At 59.3% G+C, this 19,107-nt stretch carries 26 protein-coding genes; 15 read left to right on the top strand and 11 right to left on the bottom strand.

The annotated features are described in order from the left end of the window. Positions 1-10: 10 nt before the first annotated feature. Together cbiB and AB1A64_RS13825 are read right to left on the bottom strand one after the other, a co-directional pair. Entirely contained in the window at positions 11-931 is a 921-nt protein-coding gene (cbiB, locus tag AB1A64_RS13830) for an adenosylcobinamide-phosphate synthase CbiB (RefSeq protein ID WP_366551946.1), read from the bottom strand. After that, on the bottom strand, positions 928-1,893 hold the full coding sequence (locus AB1A64_RS13825; RefSeq protein ID WP_366551945.1) for a threonine-phosphate decarboxylase: 966 nt from the start codon (positions 1,891-1,893) through the stop codon (positions 928-930). Before AB1A64_RS13825 ends, cbiB begins: the two co-directional genes overlap by 4 nt. A 184-nt stretch (positions 1,894-2,077) precedes the next feature. Here AB1A64_RS13825 and AB1A64_RS13820 point away from each other — a divergent pair, with 184 nt between their 5' ends. Beyond that, positions 2,078-2,440 (top strand): response regulator, encoded by a 363-nt coding sequence (locus AB1A64_RS13820; protein ID WP_170507384.1) that lies wholly within the window; start codon positions 2,078-2,080, stop codon positions 2,438-2,440. Here the strand turns inward: AB1A64_RS13820 and AB1A64_RS13815 are convergent. Beyond that, complete coding sequence (locus AB1A64_RS13815) at positions 2,422-3,411, bottom strand: glutathione S-transferase family protein (protein WP_366551944.1); 990 nt, start codon at positions 3,409-3,411, stop codon at positions 2,422-2,424. The genes AB1A64_RS13820 and AB1A64_RS13815 overlap by 19 nt on opposite strands. Positions 3,412-3,624: 213 nt before the next feature. Between AB1A64_RS13815 and AB1A64_RS13810 the strand changes: the two genes are divergently transcribed. Further along, positions 3,625-3,978: a hypothetical protein gene (locus AB1A64_RS13810; protein ID WP_366551943.1), complete on the top strand. Its 354-nt coding sequence runs from the start codon at positions 3,625-3,627 to the stop codon at positions 3,976-3,978. Here AB1A64_RS13810 and AB1A64_RS13805 read toward each other — a convergent pair. Further along, the gene (locus AB1A64_RS13805; RefSeq protein ID WP_366551942.1) at positions 3,975-4,406 is read right to left on the bottom strand and encodes a L,D-transpeptidase family protein; all 432 of its coding nucleotides are present in this window, start codon (positions 4,404-4,406) and stop codon (positions 3,975-3,977) included. The genes AB1A64_RS13810 and AB1A64_RS13805 overlap by 4 nt on opposite strands. Before the next feature lie 100 nt (positions 4,407-4,506). Next, positions 4,507-5,679, bottom strand: a complete 1,173-nt coding sequence (locus AB1A64_RS13800) for a MalY/PatB family protein (RefSeq protein WP_366551941.1) — start codon at positions 5,677-5,679, stop codon at positions 4,507-4,509. Positions 5,680-5,773: 94 nt separating this feature from the next. Between AB1A64_RS13800 and def (AB1A64_RS13795) the strand changes: the two genes are divergently transcribed. From def (AB1A64_RS13795) to speB, 6 genes are all read left to right on the top strand, one after another. Further along, the gene (gene def, locus AB1A64_RS13795) at positions 5,774-6,292 is read left to right on the top strand and encodes a peptide deformylase (protein WP_170411354.1); all 519 of its coding nucleotides are present in this window, start codon (positions 5,774-5,776) and stop codon (positions 6,290-6,292) included. Continuing rightward, positions 6,289-6,783 carry a peptide deformylase gene (def, locus tag AB1A64_RS13790; protein WP_366551940.1) on the top strand — a complete coding sequence of 165 codons (495 nt, stop codon included), beginning with the start codon at positions 6,289-6,291 and terminating at the stop codon, positions 6,781-6,783. The genes def (AB1A64_RS13795) and def (AB1A64_RS13790) overlap by 4 nt, the downstream gene beginning before the upstream one ends. A 2-nt stretch (positions 6,784-6,785) precedes the next feature. After that, positions 6,786-7,700, top strand: coding sequence for a methionyl-tRNA formyltransferase (gene fmt / locus AB1A64_RS13785; RefSeq protein WP_366551939.1), 915 nt, complete (start codon positions 6,786-6,788; stop codon positions 7,698-7,700). A 5-nt stretch (positions 7,701-7,705) separates the two neighbouring features. Then, on the top strand, positions 7,706-7,942 hold the full coding sequence (locus AB1A64_RS13780; RefSeq protein WP_366551938.1) for a hypothetical protein: 237 nt from the start codon (positions 7,706-7,708) through the stop codon (positions 7,940-7,942). Between the two features lies 1 nt (position 7,943). Further along, positions 7,944-8,180: a GlsB/YeaQ/YmgE family stress response membrane protein gene (locus AB1A64_RS13775; RefSeq protein WP_170377505.1), complete on the top strand. Its 237-nt coding sequence runs from the start codon at positions 7,944-7,946 to the stop codon at positions 8,178-8,180. Positions 8,181-8,243: 63 nt separating this feature from the next. Then, entirely contained in the window at positions 8,244-9,065 is an 822-nt protein-coding gene (gene speB / locus AB1A64_RS13770) for an agmatinase (RefSeq protein WP_366551937.1), read from the top strand. Here the strand turns inward: speB and AB1A64_RS13765 are convergent. The 6 genes from AB1A64_RS13765 to AB1A64_RS13740 all read right to left on the bottom strand — a co-directional run bounded on the left by AB1A64_RS13765 (position 9,062) and on the right by AB1A64_RS13740 (position 12,890). Next, positions 9,062-9,685 (bottom strand): trimeric intracellular cation channel family protein, encoded by a 624-nt coding sequence (locus tag AB1A64_RS13765; protein WP_366551936.1) that lies wholly within the window; start codon positions 9,683-9,685, stop codon positions 9,062-9,064. The two genes, speB and AB1A64_RS13765, sit on opposite strands and share 4 nt — an antisense overlap. Next, the gene (gene rnhA, locus AB1A64_RS13760; protein ID WP_366551935.1) at positions 9,682-10,149 is read right to left on the bottom strand and encodes a ribonuclease HI; all 468 of its coding nucleotides are present in this window, start codon (positions 10,147-10,149) and stop codon (positions 9,682-9,684) included. The genes AB1A64_RS13765 and rnhA overlap by 4 nt, the downstream gene beginning before the upstream one ends. Next, complete coding sequence (locus AB1A64_RS13755) at positions 10,142-10,726, bottom strand: class I SAM-dependent methyltransferase (protein WP_366551934.1); 585 nt, start codon at positions 10,724-10,726, stop codon at positions 10,142-10,144. The genes rnhA and AB1A64_RS13755 overlap by 8 nt, the downstream gene beginning before the upstream one ends. Next, positions 10,723-11,175, bottom strand: a complete 453-nt coding sequence (locus tag AB1A64_RS13750; RefSeq protein ID WP_366551933.1) for a DUF3429 domain-containing protein — start codon at positions 11,173-11,175, stop codon at positions 10,723-10,725. The genes AB1A64_RS13755 and AB1A64_RS13750 overlap by 4 nt, the downstream gene beginning before the upstream one ends. Next, positions 11,172-12,122 carry a 4-hydroxy-3-methylbut-2-enyl diphosphate reductase gene (gene ispH / locus AB1A64_RS13745; RefSeq protein ID WP_366551932.1) on the bottom strand — a complete coding sequence of 317 codons (951 nt, stop codon included), beginning with the start codon at positions 12,120-12,122 and terminating at the stop codon, positions 11,172-11,174. Before ispH ends, AB1A64_RS13750 begins: the two co-directional genes overlap by 4 nt. Before the next feature lie 192 nt (positions 12,123-12,314). Then, on the bottom strand, positions 12,315-12,890 hold the full coding sequence (locus tag AB1A64_RS13740) for an NYN domain-containing protein (RefSeq protein ID WP_058283597.1): 576 nt from the start codon (positions 12,888-12,890) through the stop codon (positions 12,315-12,317). Positions 12,891-13,018: 128 nt separating this feature from the next. Here AB1A64_RS13740 and folK point away from each other — a divergent pair, with 128 nt between their 5' ends. The 7 genes from folK (at position 13,019) to acpS (ending at position 19,100) form a co-directional block, all read left to right on the top strand. Continuing rightward, positions 13,019-13,600: a 2-amino-4-hydroxy-6-hydroxymethyldihydropteridine diphosphokinase gene (gene folK / locus AB1A64_RS13735; RefSeq protein WP_366552124.1), complete on the top strand. Its 582-nt coding sequence runs from the start codon at positions 13,019-13,021 to the stop codon at positions 13,598-13,600. 95 nt (positions 13,601-13,695) lie between these two features. Then, positions 13,696-14,049 (top strand): DNA-directed RNA polymerase subunit omega, encoded by a 354-nt coding sequence (gene rpoZ, locus AB1A64_RS13730; RefSeq protein ID WP_058283599.1) that lies wholly within the window; start codon positions 13,696-13,698, stop codon positions 14,047-14,049. Positions 14,050-14,075: 26 nt separating this feature from the next. Continuing rightward, on the top strand, positions 14,076-16,208 hold the full coding sequence (locus AB1A64_RS13725) for a bifunctional (p)ppGpp synthetase/guanosine-3',5'-bis(diphosphate) 3'-pyrophosphohydrolase (RefSeq protein ID WP_170360026.1): 2,133 nt from the start codon (positions 14,076-14,078) through the stop codon (positions 16,206-16,208). A 16-nt stretch (positions 16,209-16,224) separates the two neighbouring features. Continuing rightward, complete coding sequence (locus AB1A64_RS13720) at positions 16,225-16,923, top strand: DUF2062 domain-containing protein (protein ID WP_366551931.1); 699 nt, start codon at positions 16,225-16,227, stop codon at positions 16,921-16,923. Next, on the top strand, positions 16,916-17,662 hold the full coding sequence (locus AB1A64_RS13715) for a pyridoxine 5'-phosphate synthase (protein WP_366551930.1): 747 nt from the start codon (positions 16,916-16,918) through the stop codon (positions 17,660-17,662). The genes AB1A64_RS13720 and AB1A64_RS13715 overlap by 8 nt, the downstream gene beginning before the upstream one ends. 39 nt (positions 17,663-17,701) lie before the next feature. Further along, positions 17,702-18,679 carry an NADPH:quinone reductase gene (locus tag AB1A64_RS13710; RefSeq protein WP_366551929.1) on the top strand — a complete coding sequence of 326 codons (978 nt, stop codon included), beginning with the start codon at positions 17,702-17,704 and terminating at the stop codon, positions 18,677-18,679. Between the two features lies 1 nt (position 18,680). Next, on the top strand, positions 18,681-19,100 hold the full coding sequence (acpS, locus tag AB1A64_RS13705) for a holo-ACP synthase (RefSeq protein WP_366551928.1): 420 nt from the start codon (positions 18,681-18,683) through the stop codon (positions 19,098-19,100). The last annotated feature ends 7 nt before the right edge of the window (positions 19,101-19,107 follow it).

Here is a 19,107-nt window from a genome sequence, read left to right as displayed (position 1 = left end):
GGCAGGTCCGTCAGAGAATAAAGCTGACCCCAACCCACACCGATAGAAGGCCAAGCGCAAGCCCCCAAACGGTCCACAGCATGTTACATGCGCGGAAAACCTCTGACGCGCCGATTTCGCGCGGAGCATTGCTGTTCACCCAGGCCAGATCGCGGACTTTCCCGTCATAGCTGCGTGGGCCGGCCAAAGCCACGTTCAAAGCGCGTGCCATGGCAGCCTCGGGCCATCCCGCATTCGGTGAGATATGGCGGCGCGCATCCGCCACCATGTCAGGCCAGCGCGCCCATTGACCGGACAGTGCCACGATCATCACGCAGGTCAGGCGCGCGGGGATCAGGTTCAGCACGTCGTCCAGTCGGGCGGCGGCCCAACCAAAGTCGCGGTACTTTTCGGTGCGGTAGCCGATCATACTGTCGGCGGTGTTGACGGCCTTATAAATCAGCAACCCCGGCAACCCGGCGAGCAGGAACCAGAAAGCAGGCGCGATGACCCCGTCGCTAAGGTTCTCGGCTGCGCTTTCGATCGCAGAGCGGGCAACCTGAGCCTCGGTCATGTCGCGAGTGTCGCGGGACACGATCATCGCGACCTTGGCGCGGCCCTCGGCCAAGGAGTCGCGCAGCCCATCGCCTACATCGCGCACATGCGACACCAGCGATTTCTGTGCCAGCAGGATGGCGCAGAGTATGATCTCAGCGACTGGTCCTAGCAGCGCTAGCACACGTCCAAGGGTAAACGCACCAACGACCAGAAGTGCCACCACTGCGACGCCTTTCAACCGCCGCTGCGCGCCGTGGTTCAGGTGCTTGTCCAGCCATCCGATGATGTTGCCCATTGCCACAGCCGGGTGGCGAACACGCGACCATAGCCAGTTCGGCTCACCCAATGCTGCGTCCAAACACATGGCGCAGACCAGCATGAAAGTGGTGCTCACAGCGCGGCCTCTAACCTGCTCCAGCCATCCGCTGGGGGCAGGCCAAGCCGCAAGTAGGTTTGGGAGTATGGGAAGACTCGGCTCCAGATATGGACACGGGCCAGGCGGTCTTGCCATTGGGCGGCGTTGTCGACGGTGTAGAGGCGAAACAGCGAGGTGCCCCCGGTCAGAGTGGCTCCTTTGTTGATCAGTAATCGATCCAGCCGGTCAGACTCGGCGGTCAGGTGCTGACGGGTGGTCCTGGCCCAGTCAACGTCCCGCAAAGCCTGCTCTCCGATCCGCAGAGCGGGGCCGGACACGGACCACGGCCCTGTCAGGTCGTTCAGCCGGGCGATCAGGTCAGGGTGACCGATGGCAAACCCCAGCCGCAGCCCGGCGAGCCCCCAGAACTTGCCAAAGCTTTTCAGCACGATCACGCCGGGGCGATTGGCCAGATGGATCAGTGAGGCTTCGGGGCGGATATCGCAAAAGCTCTCGTCAATCACGGTCAATGGGGCGTTGGCATCCGCCTCGGACCAGAGCCGGCCATCGGGGTTGTTTGGATGGACGATAACACGGGCTTCAGCCGGGCCGTCAGGTTGAACGGTCCAGCCTTGTGCGGTGAAGGCGGCGGCGTGTTCGTTATAGGTGGGTGTCGTGATCTGAACCTTACCACAAGCGGCCAGCGCCGGAATGCGGGCAATCACCGCCGACGCACCAGGTGCGGGCAGGATCGCAGCACCTGCGGGCACCGACCAGAATTGGCGTGCGGCATCAGTCAGGCGTTCAAATGCGCCATGATCCGGCAGCTCGGCCCAGTCCGAGGGAATAAGCCCGGACATCTGGTAGGGGCGGGGATTTATCCCGGTGGACAGGTCCAGCCAATCCGCACGCGTTCCGCCATAGGATGCGATGGCTCCGTCCAGCCCTCCGCCATGGTCGCGGGCGGCGCGCGGATTCAAATTCTTGTTAGGGCTTGCCATGGGGGGTCTCGCTGGAATCGCCTGTTTCGGCCCGTTTCAAGCGGATTTTTGCCGTTTACACAAGCGAATCCGCGAGTTCCGGGCCTTCGGTCAACGCCGTTAACGCTTTGTTAAGGAATAACCGTGATCACAATTCACGGGGGGTCGGCACCATTCACTCTTTTTTGGGCCGAGGTTGTCGCAAATGAATGTTTTGATTGTCGAGAGTAACCCCGACCTAGGTCGGGTCTGGAAAAGGCATCTGGAACGGCACGGCGCCGAAGTGACGCTGGTGGCCGGGCAAGAAGCCGCGATTCTGGCGCTGTATGGTCAGGAGTTCGATATCATCGTGCTGGATCTGGTGCTTGAAACCGGCAGCGCACTGGCCGTGGCCGATTTCGCCAGCTATCGCCGCCCCGAGGCGCGGGTGATCTTTGTCACCAACACCACTTTTTTTTCGGACGGGTCGATCTTTGCCCACAGCCCGAATGCCTGCGCCTATGTGCAAAGCGCAACGCCGCCAGAGGACCTGGCGGCGATGGTCGAACATTACGCGGCGGGTCGCTGACCGCGCCTATGCGGTTCCAGATAATCCAGTTCCGGGTTCACCGGAATGATCCGGTTCGGATTGATCGTCTCGTGGCTATAGTGATAGTGGCGCACGATATGGTTCATATTCACCGTCTGCGCGACGCCCGGCCACTGATATAGCTCGCGTGTGTATGCCCACAGGTTCGGATAGTCGATCAACCGCCGCTTGTTGCATTTGAAATGCAGATGATAGACCGGATCGAACCGGATCAGGGTGGTGAACAATCGCCAATCCGCTTCGGTCACCTGATCACCCATCAGATAGCGGTTTCGGGCAAGGTGATCTTCAAGCCAGTCCAGTGTGTCGAACAGCGGATGCACTGCGGCGTCATAGGCCTGTTGCGTGGTGGCAAAGCCGGATTTGTAGACGCCGTTGTTGATGTCGGAATAAATGCGGGCGTTGACCTCTTCGATATCGTCCCGCATCGCCTTGGGCCAGTAGTCATCGGTGTTGCCGGTAATGCCGTCAAAGGCCGTGTTGAACATGCGGATGATTTCCGAACTTTCGTTCGAAACGATGGTCTGTTGTTGCTTGTCCCACAGGATCGGCACAGTGACACGGCCCGAATAAGCTGGATCAGCCTTGGTATAGATCTGGTGTGCGTAATCGAACCCATAGAGGGTGTCGCCGGTTGCTCCGTGGTCGTCAGTTTCAAAGGTCCATCCCTTGTCCAGCATGTCGGGATGCACCACCGAGACTGAGATCAGATCGCTCAGCCCTTTTAGTTCGCGAAAGATCAGTGTGCGGTGTGCCCAAGGGCAGGCGTGGCTGACATAAAGGTGATAGCGACCTGGTTCCGCCCTGAAACCGTCCTTGCCGGACGGCCCTGCGCTGCCATCTGCGGTCAGCCAATTGCGAAACTGCGCGGCGCTGCGTTTGAAGGCGCCGCCGGTGGATTTGGTGTCATACCAAGTGTCGTGCCATTTGCCGTCGACCAACAGGCCCATTGCGTATCCTCCGCTTGTACGTTTCGACAAACATAGGGTGTTGAACACAGCCTTGACACATGAAGGGTCGCGCACTGGCTCTGCGCCTGCGCACAGGGCATGCGATGATTTCCCAGCAACAGATCGTCAGCGCATGGCGCTATGTGACGGCCTTCACTAGATTTTTACAGTTGACCCGTCACAATGGAATCCATTGCCGGGGGAATAATTGTTATGAGTACCTATGTTTCAAAGGAAATAACCGCAGAATTAGACGCGGCGCGAATCGCGGGGTTGAAGAAATCCAGCCGCCTTCGTGTCGAGGTTGACGACAATACGTTCAAAATACTCAGATTGCGGAAAGATGGCTTTACGGTTGAGGCCGCTACGACGCCGCAATTGCGTGGATTGGTCGATATCTACGATGGTGCGCGCCATTTGTATCAATGCCTGATCATCGCCGACGATGAAGAGGCCGGTGAGATGCGGTATGAGTTCAAGCGCAATACAGCCGCGGCCGACAAGGCTCCGCTGGATTTCTACCGCGCACCCGACGCGCCGATTGCCTTGCTGGGGCACAAAGACTAGGGGCGGATTTCCACCACGGTGCCGTCTGGCGTCAGGCTCCACAGTTGCGCCATTTCTGCGTTTGAAAGGGCGATGCAGCCCGCAGTCCAATCTCCGGGCAGGGTCAATTCTGCGATACCGTTTGGTTGCCCGTGAATGAAGATATCTCCGCCCGGATCGATCCCCTGACTTTGGGCGCGGGCGATGTCCTCGGGCAAGGGGTAGTTGATCCCGAGGGAAAGGTGGTACGCGCTTTGCGGATTGCGTCGGTCGATCCGGAAGATACCGACCGGAGTCTTACCGTCGCCTTCCTTCTGTTTGTTCCCTTCGGGCTCAAATCCCAATGCCACGTCGGTCTGCATAACAATCGCACCGTTCAGCGTCGCAGTCAGCCGACGGGCGGATTTTTCGATCAGGATGTGATCGATTTGGGTCGCCACTTGTGCCATTGGTGGCGCCGGAGGGCGTGGGCCAAACCTATGCCAACCAAACCATACCGCGCCCGCCAGAACGACAAACAGGGATAAAAGCGCAACCTTGCGCATGGCTCTATTGGAGGTCGCCAAACGCGCGTTTCAGGCGGGCGCAGGCTTCCTCGACGCGGCTGCGCTGGGTGGCCAGATTGAACCGTTCGAAAGTCTCGCCGCCCGCGCCGAATCCGGGGCCGGAGGAAGTGGCAATGCGGGCGTCCTCGCGCAGACGTCGAACAAACTCGTCGTGATCCATCCCGGTGCCCGAGAAATCGACCCAGGCCAGATAGGTGGCCTGCAAGGGCATCGACCACAGACCGGGTATTTCGGCGGTGGCGGCGTCGAACAGTTTGCGGTTGTCGTCCAGATGCGCCACCTGAGCATCCGCCCATGCCGCGCCTTCCGGCGAATAGGCGGCGGTGATCATGGCCACGCCCAAGGCGCTGGGCGCATAATCCAACGTTTTCAGCCGATGCCGCATAGTGGCGCGCAGCTTGTCGTCGGGGATGATCATGTTGCCGGTCCGCTGCCCCGCGATGTTGAACGTCTTTGACGCCGCAGTCAGCGTCACGGTCCAGGCGCGTGCCTCGGGTGCGGCCTTGTCCATCGGCACGAATGTATGACCGGGATAGACCAAATCCTGATGAATTTCATCCGACACAAGGATTAGCCCGTTGCGCTCGGCAAAGGCGGCGACGGCCCGCAGTTCCTCGGGGCTCCAGACCCGACCCGAGGGGTTTTGCGGCGAGCACCACATCAACAGCTTTTCTGACCCGTCCAGCCGTGACTGTGCATCCTCAAGATCAATGCCATAGCTGTCGCCTTGCCGCGCCAGCGGGCATTCCACCACGCGCCGCCCGGCGGTGTTAATCTTATGAGCAAACTCGTGATAGACTGGGGTGAAGATAACGACGCCATCCCCCGGCTGCGTCCAGACGTCCAGACACAGGGCAATTGCATTGCCCAATCCTTGCGAGGTCAGCACCCAATTGGTGTCAACCGCCCAATCGTGGCGGCTCTGCATCCACCACTGTACAGCGGCAAGGTATTGCGGGTGTTCCCAGGAATAGCCAAAGGCCCCATGATCGGCGGCATCCCGGACCGCCTCAATCACGCAGGGCGCTGTGGCATAATCGGAGTCGGCGGTCCACATGGCCAGCCCGTCCTGCGGAGAAACCCCATAGAGTTTCTCCATCTTGTCCCATTTTGAACTGTTGGTGCCCCGGCGGTCGATCAGGTCGTTGAAAGTCATGTCTGCTCCATCTGTCCGCAGGAAAGCTAGCTACAATTCCCGCAGGTGCAAGGGGGGCGTTGCGGCGGGGGGCGGGATGGCCTAAATCAACCCCATGAAACGCAATATCCTGATCCATCCCGACCCTCGTCTGAAAAAGGTCTGCGCCCCGGTGACCGACCTGTCGGACGAACTGCGCAAACTGGCCGACGACATGCTTGAGACGATGTATGATGCGCCCGGCATCGGGCTGGCGGCGCCACAGATCGGCGTGCTGGACCGGCTGATTGTGATGGACTGCATCAAAGAAGAAGGCGAGACACCTCGCCCCCTGATCATGTTCAACCCCGAGGTCATCGCCTCTTCAGACGAGACCAACGTCTACGAGGAAGGCTGCCTGTCGATCCCTGAGCAGTTCGCCGAGGTGACGCGCCCGAAAGTGGTGGACGTGACGTGGATGGATCGCGACGGGAACTTGCAGCAAGAGACGTTCGATGGCCTCTGGGCAACCTGTGTGCAGCACGAGATCGACCACCTGAACGGTAAGCTGTTCATTGATTATCTCAAGCCGCTGAAACGTCAGATGATCACCCGCAAGATGCAGAAACTTAAGCGTGAGCAGGCCCGCGCATGACCGTTCGTGCCTGCCTGCCATGGCCCGACAAACGTCTGCGGACCAAGGTCGAGGATGTGTCTGAAGTAACTGACGAAATTCGCACCATCTGGGATGACATGATCGACACGATGGAGGCCATGCCCGGCGTTGGCCTTGCCGCCCCGCAGATCGGCGTGATGCTGCGGCTGGCGGTCGTTGACGGTTCGACCGAGAGGGGCCGTGCAGTACGTCTGGCGAACCCCGAAATTCTGCATAGCTCGATCGAGCTGCGCGAACACGAAGAGGCCAGTCCAAACCTTCCCGGCGTCTCGGCGAAGGTGAAACGCCCACGTGCGGTGACGGTCCGGTTTCTGAACGAACAGGGTATGATCGACCGCCGCGACTTTGTCGGGATCGAGGCCACCAGCGTGCAGCATCAAATCGACCATCTGAACGGCCGGATGTATTTTGATCGTCTCAGCAAGGTCAAACGCGACATGCTACTGCGCAAAGCCAAGAAACAGGGGTAGAAATGCGCGTCATTTTCATGGGCACGCCCGATTTTTCGGTCCCAGTTCTGGATGCGCTGGTTGAGGCCGGGCATGAGATCGCCTCAGTCTATTGCCAGCCTCCGCGCCGGGCAGGGCGGGGTAAGAAGGACCGTCCGACGCCCGTACATGCCCGTGCCGAGGCATTAGGTTTGGCCGTCCGCCATCCGGTTTCACTAAAGTCACCTGAGGAACAGGATGCCTTTGTCGCACTGAACGCTGATGTGGCCGTAGTGGTGGCCTACGGGCTGCTGCTGCCGCAACCCATTTTGGACGCACCGGTGCAAGGCTGCCTGAATATCCATGCAAGCCTGTTGCCACGCTGGCGCGGGGCCGCTCCGATCCATCGGGCGATCATGTCGGGCGATGCGGAAACCGGCATCTGTATCATGCAGATGGAGGCCGGTTTGGACACCGGCCCCGTGCTGCTGCGGCAGGTTACCAGAATCGGCCCACAGGAAACCACGGCGCAGCTGCATGATCGTTTAGCGCCGATGGGGGCTGATCTGATCGTGAATGCGCTGGCCCGTCTGCCCGAACTGACGCCCGAGCCTCAGCCCGAGGACGGCGTGACCTATGCCTCGAAGATCGACAAGGCTGAGGCGCGGGTCGACTGGGCCCGCCCGGCGGTCGACGTGGATCGCCAGATCCGTGGCCTGTCCCCTTTTCCTGGTGCGTGGACTCTGATCGGGGGGGATCGGGTCAAGCTGCTGGCCTCGAAACTGGCAGAGGGGCAGGGGGCGCCCGGAGAGGTTCTGAACGATACGCTGCGTGTGGCCTGCGGTGAGGGGGCAATTGACCTGTTGCGCTTGCAGCGGGCAGGGAAAGGGGCACAGGATACCGAAACCTTTCTGCGGGGATGGCCGGTCGTGGCCGGAACCTGCCTGACCGCGGAGTAAGACAGATGTTCATGGTCTTGATGGGCACCGTCGTGATTGCCGGTATCGTGGGCTACCTGGCTGAAAAAACCGGCTTTACCCATAACGGATACCTGCCCTCGATCATCATTTGCGTGGGTGGGGCGTTTCTGTTCTATTTTGTCCGCATCATGTTCGGTATCAGTTTTGGCCCGCCCGGCCTGAATGCTGTGATTTCGTCCATCGGTGCGTTGATCATCGTGCCAACCCATTGGAGAAAATAACGTGCCCGTCATTGCCCTGATCGTCATTGGTGCTGCCGCCGGATTCCTGGCCACCCGGTTAATGCGGATCGAGGCAAATATACCAACGACCATGCTGATTGGAATCGTAGGTGCGCTGGTGGGTGGGTTCCTGTTGCGCTTTTTTATCACCGTGGCGGGTTGGCTGTCGGGCTTTGTGGGCGCGGTGTTGGGTGCGCTGTTGGTGATCTGGATCTGGCAAACCTATCTGCGCCGCTAACCTCTTGACCTTTGGACAGGATACCGACCAGATCGCCGGAATATCCAACCTGAAAGGTGCCTCATGCCTCATGACCTGAATTCCGGTGACGTCGCTTTGATGGGGGTGCCGATGGATCTGCACTCGTCCTTTCTGCAAGGGCCGGCCTTTGCGCCGGGTCGTATCCGCGAAGCGCTGCATTCCGGGGCCGCCAACCTGACAGCCGAGGATGGAACCGATCTGGGCGCGACGGACCGCTTCAAGGATACCGGCGACCTGGATGTGTTCGAGATGATCGGGCAGGAACCCATCGACCGGATCGAAAAGGGCGCTTCCGCCCGCATCGCAACCGGTGCGCGGCTTTTGTCGTTGGGCGGGGACCACTCGGTCGCTTATCCGCTGATCAAGGCGCATGCTGAGCGGTATGAGGGGCTGAACATCCTGCATATCGACTCGCACCCCGACCTTTATGACAGCCAGCAGATCGGCCCTTTGGGCCACGGTTGCCCATTCGCGCGGGTGATGGAAACTTGCCGGATCAAACGCCTGGTGCAGGTGGGTATCCGCACCATGAACAGACACCAGCAGGAACAGGCCGACAAGTTCGGGGTCGAGGTTGTCGACATGCGTGCTTGGCGTCCCGATATTGAAATCCGCTTTGATGGTCCGGTCTACCTGTCGCTGGATCTGGACGCGCTGGATCCGGCCTTTGCGCCCGGAGTGTCGCATCACGAACCCGGCGGGTTGAGTACTCGGGAAGTGATCAACCTGATCCACCGGTTCGAAGGTCAGCTTGTTGGTGCGGATATTGTCGAGCTGAACCCCCATCGCGATCCCTACGGAATGACCGCAATGGTGGCGGCGAAATTCGTCAAGGAAATCGGTGCGCGGTTGTTGTCGCGTTAATGGCGGGGCGGGCGGCTTTTGTAAGCGGGCAGCCTCCAGCCGAACATCAACGAACCCGCCCGCAAGGCCCAGCATATCAGCGCACAGGTTGCTAGCGTCACAAGTTCGTCGACCCCAAGACGGTATGCGATCACGGCGGTCACAGCACCCGCGAAAGCGCACGAGACGTAGAGTTCCCCCTGTTTCAAAACCAGCGGCACCTCGTTACAGACAACATCGCGCATCAGCCCGCCCAGACAACCGGTGCAAACCCCCATCAGAACCACGATGGTTCCGGATTGTCCTAGCGACAGCGCCGCGCCAGTCCCGGCAGCCACCGCAATCGAAAGGGCAAAACTGTCCAGCCAGACCAGCCAGTTATAACGGCTTTCAACCAGGTGAGCGGTGAAGAACACCAGCACCGCTGCTGCAACGGCGATCAGGATATAATCGGGCTGGCCGACCCAAAATATGGGGTGACGATCCAACAACAGATCGCGCACAGTGCCGCCGCCCACTGCTGTCAGGCAGGCGATGAAGGCAAAACCCACCAGATCTAGCTGTGCCCGGCTGGCCACCAATGCGCCCGTCAGTGCGAAAACCAGAACCGAAGCATAGTCAAGAAAGGCCAGCCAGCTCATGCCTGTGTCTTTTTGGGCTTAAAGGGCGCCATCCCGGCGCGAGCCAGTTCATCTGCCTTTTCATTCTCGGGGTGGCCCGCGTGGCCTTTGACCCATTCCCAGGTCACATCGTGACGGGTCTGAGCCTCATCCAGCCGTTGCCACAGATCGACATTCTTGACCGGCTTTTTGTTCGAGGTCTTCCAGCCGTTTCGCTTCCATCCAAAAATCCAGCCGGTTACGCCGTTTTTTACATAAGCGCTGTCCGTGATGACGGTGATTTTCGAAGCACGCTCGAGTGTCTCAAGCGCGCTGATCGCGGCCAGCAGTTCCATGCGGTTGTTAGTAGTCTCGGCCTCGCCGCCCTTCAGCTCGCGCTCTTTCAGGACTTTGTCGCCATCCATTGCGCGCAGTAGTACGCCCCAGCCGCCGGGGCCGGGATTGCCGGAACAGGCGCCGTCGGTATAGGCAAACAGCTCAGGCATGGGCCAGCACCAGAATGAACCCGTCATAAGACCCGGCCAGACCTGTGCCCATACCGGTGGTAATCCGGTCGATGGTGAACCCGGCCTGTTCAAGCGCGGCCTCGATCTCGGTCTGAGAGAAATAGGTGTAGTAGCGATCCAGATCGTCGCGGTGTTCGCCCGTGCCCAGCTTCAGGCCGAGGAAAAAGATGCCCTCGGGCTTCAGTGCCCGGTGAATGGCCGCCAGGTGGCGCGGGAAATCTGTGCGGGGGGCGTGTAGCAGGGAAAAGCTGGCATAGATGCCGTCATAGGCGTCCACCTCGTTCACATCGTCAAACGTGCCCAGATGCGCGTCGACACCATTTTCCCGCGCGTGATTGACGAAGGCAGGGGTTGCGTCAAGCGCGCGAACCGACAGACCCTCGCGCATGAAAAAGGCGCTATCTGATCCCGGGCCCGAGCCCAGATCCAGAATGTGGCCACTGCCAACGGCTTCGGTAAAGGCCAGGCGGGCCTCAATCTGTTCCGGGGGCAGGGGGACTTGCAGGTACTCCGCCACATGTGTCGTATAGGCGTGGATCGTTTTGTCGTCGGTCACAGGTACACTCCCACAGCCAAGCAGGCCAGCACGATAGCAGTCAGCGTAACACGCAGCCGCAGCCACCAGGTTGGGGTCAGGCGCCAATAGGCAAAGATGGCATCCAACACCAACAGCCCGGCGAAACCGTACATTAGATTGGTGCCGGTGCTGACAGGGCCGCCCCCGGTTTTGAAGAACGCCCATAGCGCGGGCAGAACCGACAGGGCGTAACATGTTGCCGCCTTGCCACCTGAGGTTTTGGTGGCGAACCCCCACAGAACGCCGGACATGAAACTCAGGATTACCGAGCCATAGAACAGCTGTACATATGGCCCGACGAAACGCGAGCCAAACATCTGCGTACCCCAACTGTGCAGATCATCGTTCAGATAAGTCAGTGCGCCCCAGACAAACGGTATCAGCCCCGCCAATCCAAGAAAAAGCGGGGCCGTTGGTATGCCCCTCATGCAGGTTCTCTCAGCACGCGGGGTACTTTGAACTCGACATTTTCCGTGGCCGTTTCGACCAGCTCGACGGTCACGTCATAGTGGGCGCGGAAGGCGTCGATCACTTCGTTGACCAGCACTTCAGGAGCCGATGCCCCGGCGGTGATCGCAACCGTTGAGATTCCTTCGAGCGCCCGCCAATCGATCTCGGTCGCGCGTTGCACCAGCTGCGCATAATTGCAGCCCGCACGCGAGGCGACCTCGACCAGGCGGCGCGAATTCGAGGAATTCGGCGCGCCGACAACCAGCAAGGCATCCGATTTCGGGGCTACGGCCTTGACGGCCTCTTGCCGGTTGGTGGTGGCGTAGCAGATGTCTTCCTTATGCGGTCCAACGATAGCCGGGAACCGTCGTTCCAGCGCGGCGATGATGTCCTTGGTGTCATCCACCGACAGGGTGGTCTGGGTGACAAAGGCCAGTTTGGCCGGATCGCGCACCTGTACGGTGGCCACATCCTCGACGGTTTCGACCAGCAGAACCTCACCCTCGGGCAGCTGGCCCATGGTGCCGACGGTTTCGGGGTGACCTTTGTGACCGATCATGATCATTTGCAACCCGGCCTCGGCGTGGCGCTGGGCCTCGACATGAACCTTGGACACCAGCGGGCAGGTTGCATCGACATAGATCATCTCGCGCTGTGCCGCGGTGGCTGGGACGGATTTTGGCACGCCATGGGCTGAGAAGATCACCGGGCGGTCGTCGGGGCATTCGTCCAGTTCTTCGACGAACACGGCACCTTGCGCGCGCAATCCGTCGACAACAAATTTGTTATGCACGATCTCGTGGCGCACATAGACCGGCGCGCCCCATTTCTGTAGCGCCATCTCGACAATCTTGATGGCGCGGTCGACACCGGCGCAGAATCCGCGCGGGGCAGCAAGGTAAAGTGTCAGGGGTGGCTTAGTCATGTCACGGTCTCCTTAGGCCACAGGTAAGTCTTTTCCCGGCCTTGGTCCAGACAGGAGCTTGTCATTTCCCTGACATGAATCGGTGCTAGCCAATAGATGTTTCAGCACCTGTTCATTGTTAAAAAGGCGCGGTCAGAAGTGAGACACTGACCGCGCCGATTACTTTCCCCGGGTTTGATAGGTGACCGGGGTCTATTGTCCACCGGCAGCCGCAACGCTGCGCGGTTCCATCGGCATTTCCCGCGGAGGCCGTCCGATTACATCACGCAAGTCTTCCAGCTCGATGAAGTTATCGGCCTGGCGGCGCAACTCGTCCGAAATCATCGGCGGTTGGCTGCGGATGGTCGAAACAACCGAAACACGCACGCCTTGACGTTGCAGACTGGCAATCAGCGGGCGGAAATCCCCATCGCCCGAAAACAGCACGATATGATCAACGCGCGGTGCAAGTTCCATGGCATCAACGGTCAGTTCGATGTCCATGTTCCCTTTGACTTTCCGACGCCCCATGCTGTCGGTGTATTCTTTTGCCGGTTTGGTCACCATCGTGAAGCCGTTGTAATGCAGCCAGTCAACCAAGGGACGGATCGGCGAATACTCGTCATTTTCCAATAGCGCTGTGTAGTAGAAAGCACGAAGCATCTTGCCGCGGCGCATGAACTCCTGGCGCAGCAATTTGTAGTCTATGTCAAACCCCAGTGCTTTTGCGGCCGCATAAAGATTCGAGCCGTCGATGAACAGCGCTAGCCGTTCGTCTTTATAAAACATAAATAGATCCTTCCGGTACTAACCAGAACGCCGGATGATTAGGTGAGTGAGCTAGAAAATAGGCGGCGCGCTGATATGCCTATAATTAGGGCTTTTATCATGTATCGCAACCATGCAATTCACCGAATATAGCGAGGAGTAGGAGCAAATCTTTGTCAGAAGCAGTGATTGCACTGGGGGCGAATCTCAATTTGAGAGCATCTGGGCCCAAGGTGACACTTCAAAAGGCAATTGACGCGATTTTGCGTCAGGGGGTGCTGATTCGCGCCGTCAGCCGCTTTTTCGAGACCCCTTGTTTCCCTGCCGGAGCTGGGCCGGATTACGTCAATGCCGCCGCATTGATCGAGACTGAAAAGACCCCCGCCGAGGTTCTGCAATTACTGCATGAGGTCGAACACGAATTCGGCCGTGAGCGGGTGCAACGGTGGGGCATGCGAACCTTGGATTTGGATCTGGTCTGTTACGACGACCTAGTCCTGCCGGATCGTGCCGAATACGACCGTTGGCTAAACCTGCCGCCCGAGGTGCAGAAACAGCAGGCGCCCAAGCAATTGATCTTGCCGCATCCACGCTTGCAGGACCGGGCATTTGTGTTGGTTCCGATGGCGGATGTGGCCCCTGATTGGCGGCACCCGGTGCTTGGTCGGACCGTCACCGAGATGGTCGCAAGTCTGCCCACCGAGGATATCGAGGCCGTCACCCCTCTGTGAATGGTGCAATTGACGCCATTTCCTGCTTGTCAAGGCGGGGATTCGCCCTTAGATAAACGTCTTCCTGACATGGATTCAGTAACGGAGAGCGCCCCATGGCCCGCGTGACGGTTGAAGATTGCGTAGACAAGGTTCCAAACCGGTTTGAACTGGTGATGCTTGCCGCCCATCGTGCGCGCGAGATTTCCGCCGGTGCATCGATCACCGTCGACCGTGACAACGACAAGAACCCCGTCGTGTCGCTGCGCGAGATCGCGGACGAAACCCAGGGTGCCGACGACTTGCGTGAACGTCTGATCGAAGCCAACCAGACCCAGATCGAGGTTGATGAGCCGGAAGAAGATCAGATGGCTCTGCTGATGGGTGCAGAATCGGACAAACCGGCCGAGGATGACATGTCGGAAGAGAAGCTGCTGCGCGCTCTGATGGAGGCTCAAGGCCAGGGGTAACCCCCAAACACGAAGGTGCGGACCGGATGATTTCTGCTGAAGACCTGATTGCGCTGGTCCGCAACTATAATCCCAAAACCAATGCCGACCGCATCGCCCGGGCTTATGAGTTCGGGATGCAGATGCATGACGGTCAGTTCCGCCATTCCGGCGAACCCTATTTCACCCATCCCGTTGCCGTTGCCGCTATCCTGACTGAACAGCGTCTGGATGATGCGACCATTATCACAGCGCTGCTGCACGACACGATCGAGGATACCAAGGCCAGCTATGGCAAAGTGTCCGAGTTGTTTGGGGATGAGGTCGCCAAGCTGGTCGATGGCGTCACCAAGCTGACCAATCTGCAGCTGTCCAGCCGTGAGACCAAACAGGCCGAGAATTTCCGCAAACTGTTCATGGCCATGTCCAAGGACCTGCGGGTCATTTTGGTCAAGCTTGCCGACCGTTTGCACAACATGCGCACCATCAAAGCGATGCGCCCGGAAAAGCAGGTGGTCAAGGCGCGCGAGACGATGGATATCTACGCGCCACTTGCGGGACGGATGGGTATGCAGTGGATGCGCGAGGAACTGGAAGACCTCGCATTCCGGGTGCTGAACCCTGAAGGCCGCCAATCTATCATCCGCCGCTTTATTACTCTGCAACGCGAAACTGGCGATGTGATCCACCGCATCACCGGCGATATGCGGCACGAGCTTGAAAAGGCAGGGATCGAGGCAGAAGTGTTTGGCCGCGCCAAGAAACCCTATTCGATCTGGCGCAAGATGCAGGAAAAGGATCAGGGGTTTTCACGCCTGTCCGACATCTATGGCTTCCGCATCATCACCCAGACCGAAGAAGACTGTTACCGTACCCTTGGCGCTATCCACCAGCGCTGGCGCGCAGTGCCGGGACGATTCAAGGATTACATCAGCCAGCCGAAATCGAACGGATATCGCTCGATTCACACGACGGTGTCAGGGCGTGATGGCAAACGGGTCGAGGTTCAGATCCGCACCCGTCAGATGCATGACGTGGCCGAAACCGGTGTTGCGGCGCACTGGTCATACCGCGATGGTGTGCGGTCGGAAAACCCGTTTGCGGTCGATCCCGCCAAGTGGATTGCCAATCTGACCGAACAATTCGACAGCGAAGATGATCACGAAGATTTCCTCGAAGCCGTCAAGCTTGAGATGTATTCGGACCAGGTGTTCTGCTTCACGCCCAAGGGTGATGTGGTGAAACTGCCGCGCGGCGCGACGCCGATCGATTTTGCCTACGCTATCCACACACGGATCGGCCATGCATGCGTCGGGGCCAAGGTAGACGGTATCCGCGTGCCGCTGTGGACTAGAATCAAGAACGGGCAATCGGTGGACGTCATCACTGCGGATGGGCAAACCCCACAGGTCACATGGCTTGAGATCGCAGTTACCGGCAAGGCCCGCACCGCCATCCGCCGCGCCTTGCGCGAGGTGGATCGTGAACGGTTCATCAAACTGGGCAAAGAACTGGCGCGTTCGGGGTTTGATCACGTCGGACGCAAGGCCACTGACAAGGCGCTGGACACCGCAGCCAAGCACCTGCGTCTGAAAGATCGGCACGAGCTGCTGGCCCGCCTCGGCAGCGCCGAGCTAACAGCGCATGATGTGGTCAGCGCCGTTTACCCGGAGCTGACCCAGGATGACGGCGATGCCATTTCCCCTCGTCGTGCAGTGATTGGTCTGGAACCGGGTCAGAAATTCGACCGCGCGCCCTGTTGCCAGCCGTTGCCGGGCGAACGCATTGTTGGCATCACTTTTCGCGGCAAGGGCGTGGTGGTTCATGCCATCGATTGCGACCGCTTGTCCGACTACGAAAGCGAACCGGATCGCTGGGTCGACTTGCACTGGCATTCTGGCACACACCCGGCAGTCTATGGGGTGACGCTGGACCTGACCATCGGCAATGACGCGGGTGTGCTGGGGCGTATCTGTACATTGATCGGTGAGAAAAAGGCCAATATCTCGAACCTGGAATTCGTTGACCGCAAACCGGATTTTTACCGTCTTTTGATCTCTGTCGAACTGCGCGACCTTGAACAGTTGCATTCGCTGATGTTGATGCTTGAGGCTGAAAGCGACGTTGCCGCGGTCGAGCGGCATCGGAATCGGGAAAAAACCGCAGTTGCGGCAGGCTGAGAAGGGGTGATCAGGAGTGGTATTCAAGCGCCGAGACCGACGCTCGCCCATTCAGATCGCTTCGGAATTTATCTATCCGCGCGGCGGCTGGACCCGTGCCTTTCATTACGTCAAACACCGCATCCGGCGGCTGCCCGATTCACCAGAGCGTATCGCGCGCGGGGTCGGGGTGGGCGTGTTCACGGCGTTCACACCGTTTTATGGGTTGCACTTCTTTATCGCGGCCCTGCTTAGCCGGATTTTCAATGGCAATTTGCTGGCATCGCTTAGCGGCACGTTCTTTGGCAACCCGCTGACCTATGTGCCCATCGGGGTTGTCTGCCTGCAAACGGGCCATTTCCTCTTGGGCGACGATTTTCAAGAGGAAGAAACCCACGGCCTGATGGACAGTTTCTTCAAGGCCCTGAGTGATCTGAAGAACAACTTCCTGGCGATGTTCACGGGCCGCGATGCTGATTGGCGCGGGCTGAGCGTGTTCTATGATGAAGTGTTCTTTCCCTACCTTATCGGTGGCATCTTTCCAGGGCTAATTGCCGGGTATATCTGCTATTATCTCAGCCTGCCGGTGGTACGCACCTATCAGCAGCGCCGCCGCGCCCGGATCAAGGCGAAATTCGATGAAATCAAACGTTTGGCCGAAACCAAGGCTGCCGTTCCGGTGGCAAACCCTCTAGGCTCGGGCCGGAATTCGGGAAAGGAATCAAGCGATGTCTGACAAACACCTGCGTCTGGGCGTGAATATCGACCACGTGGCCACCGTGCGTAACGCGCGCGGCGGGGCATATCCTGACCCTTTGCGTGCGGCCAAGCTGGCCGAAGAGGCTGGTGCCGACGGCATCACTGCTCACCTACGCGAAGACCGCCGCCATATCTCGGACGCTGATATCGATGGGCTGATGGAGGTTCTGTCGGTGCCGTTGAATTTTGAAATGGCCGCCACGCCCGAAATGCAGCAGATCGCCCTGCGTCATAAACCGCACGCGGTTTGCATCGTTCCCGAAAAGCGCGAAGAGCGGACCACCGAAGGTGGGCTTGAGGTTGCGCGCGAGGAAAACAAGCTGGCCCATTACGTCGCCCCTTTGCGCAAGGCCGGGTGTCGGGTGTCGATCTTCATTGCAGCCGATCAGCGCCAGATCGAAGCTGCCCACCGCATCGGCGCCGAAGTGATCGAACTGCACACCGGCGCCTATTGCGATGCCCACGCCGAGGGCCGTATGGACGAGGCCACGCGTGAAATGGAATCACTGCGCGAGATGTCCGCCTATGCCCACTCGCTGGGGCTGGAGGTTCACGCGGGGCACGGCCTGACCTACGACACGGTGCAACCCATCGCCGCGTTCCCCGAGGTGCGCGAGTTGAATATCGGTCACTTTCTGATCGGTGAATCAATCTTTCGCGGCCTGACCCCCGCGATTGCCGAAATGCGCCGGTTGATGGATGAAGCTCGGGGGTGATCGTGTTGTGTATCCAATGTCGGAAGGTGAGGTAATGTAATGAAAGCAATTGCATATCGTAACTTTGGTCCGGCAGAAGACGTGCTTGAACTGATCGATATACCTGATCCGGTGGCCGGGCCGGGTGACGTGGTGGTTCAGATCAAAGCCACCGGAATCAATCCATCGGATGTTAAGTTGCGGGGTGGTGCGCGGCCAGGCGCTGTCATGCAGCACCCGCTTGTCATTCCACATTCGGATGGTGCCGGAGTGGTTGTGTCAGTTGGCTCCGATGTCGATCCGTCTCGGGTCGGTGAAAGGGTCTGGATCTGGAACGGCCAGTGGCAACGCGCGTTCGGAACCGCTGCTGAGTATATTGTTTTACCGTCAGAGCAGGCCGTTACCCTTCCTGACACCACCAGTTTCGCCGAAGGTGCGTGTTTTGGGATTCCGGCAATGACCGCATGGTACGCCTTGTATGCTGACGGGCCGATCGCTGACAAAACCATCCTGGTGACCGGAGGGGCGGGCACTGTGGGGCGTTACGCCTGCCAAATGGCCGCTCTTGGCGGAGCGCGGGTTATCACCACGGTCAGCTCACAGGAAAAAGCTGCGCACTCTGGCGCAAGCGAAGTTGTGAATTACCGCACCCAGAACGTGGCCGAGACCGTGCTGGAAATGACAGACGGTGCGGGCGTTGATCGCATTGTCGAAGTGGACTTTGCGGCAAACCAGGATGCGTCTCTGGCACTGATCCGGCCGGGCGGCACCATCGCGAGTTATTCATCCGTGTCGCAAATGCGACCACAGCTCGATTTCTACGGCTTCATGTTCAAGAACATCCGCTTGCATATGTTGATTGTCTACCAACTGGATGCTGCCGCGCGGCGTCGGGGCGAAGCACAACTGAGTGAATGGCTGGAGCAGGGGGCATTGAGCCATGCGGTAGTACCAGGCGGGGAGCTGGCCAACGCAGCTTCAGCCCACCAAATGGTTGAAGCCGGTGACAAGATGGGCACCGTGGTTCTGGAGGTTTGACGTGATCCTCGGCATCGGCACAGACCTCGCGAATATCGAACGCATTCAGGGTACGCTCGACCGGTTTGGGGATCGGTTCCGCAATCGTGTTTTCACCGACACTGAACAGACCAAGGCTGAAGGCCGCGCCGATACGGCCGGGACCTATGCCAAACGCTGGGCCGCGAAAGAGGCTTGTTCCAAGGCGCTGGGCACCGGCCTGCGCATGGGTATCGCGTGGAAGGATATGGCGGTCACCAACCTTCGTACAGGCCAACCCGTCATGCATGTCACCGGTTGGGCCGCCGAACGTCTAAAAGAGATGACGCCCGAGGGCCATGAAACCATCATCCATGTCACCCTGACCGACGACCACCCTTGGGCACAGGCCTTCGTGGTGATCGAGGCCCGGCCACTTCAAGATAACGCCACGCAGCCTTGACTTGCCC

It is taken from the genome of Ruegeria sp. ANG10 (genome assembly GCF_040705255.1).
In the GTDB taxonomy this organism is placed as follows: Bacteria; Pseudomonadota; Alphaproteobacteria; order Rhodobacterales; family Rhodobacteraceae; genus Ruegeria.
The sequence above is the reverse complement of the archived record's forward strand: the minus strand, read 5'-3'. Positions and strand labels throughout refer to the sequence as shown.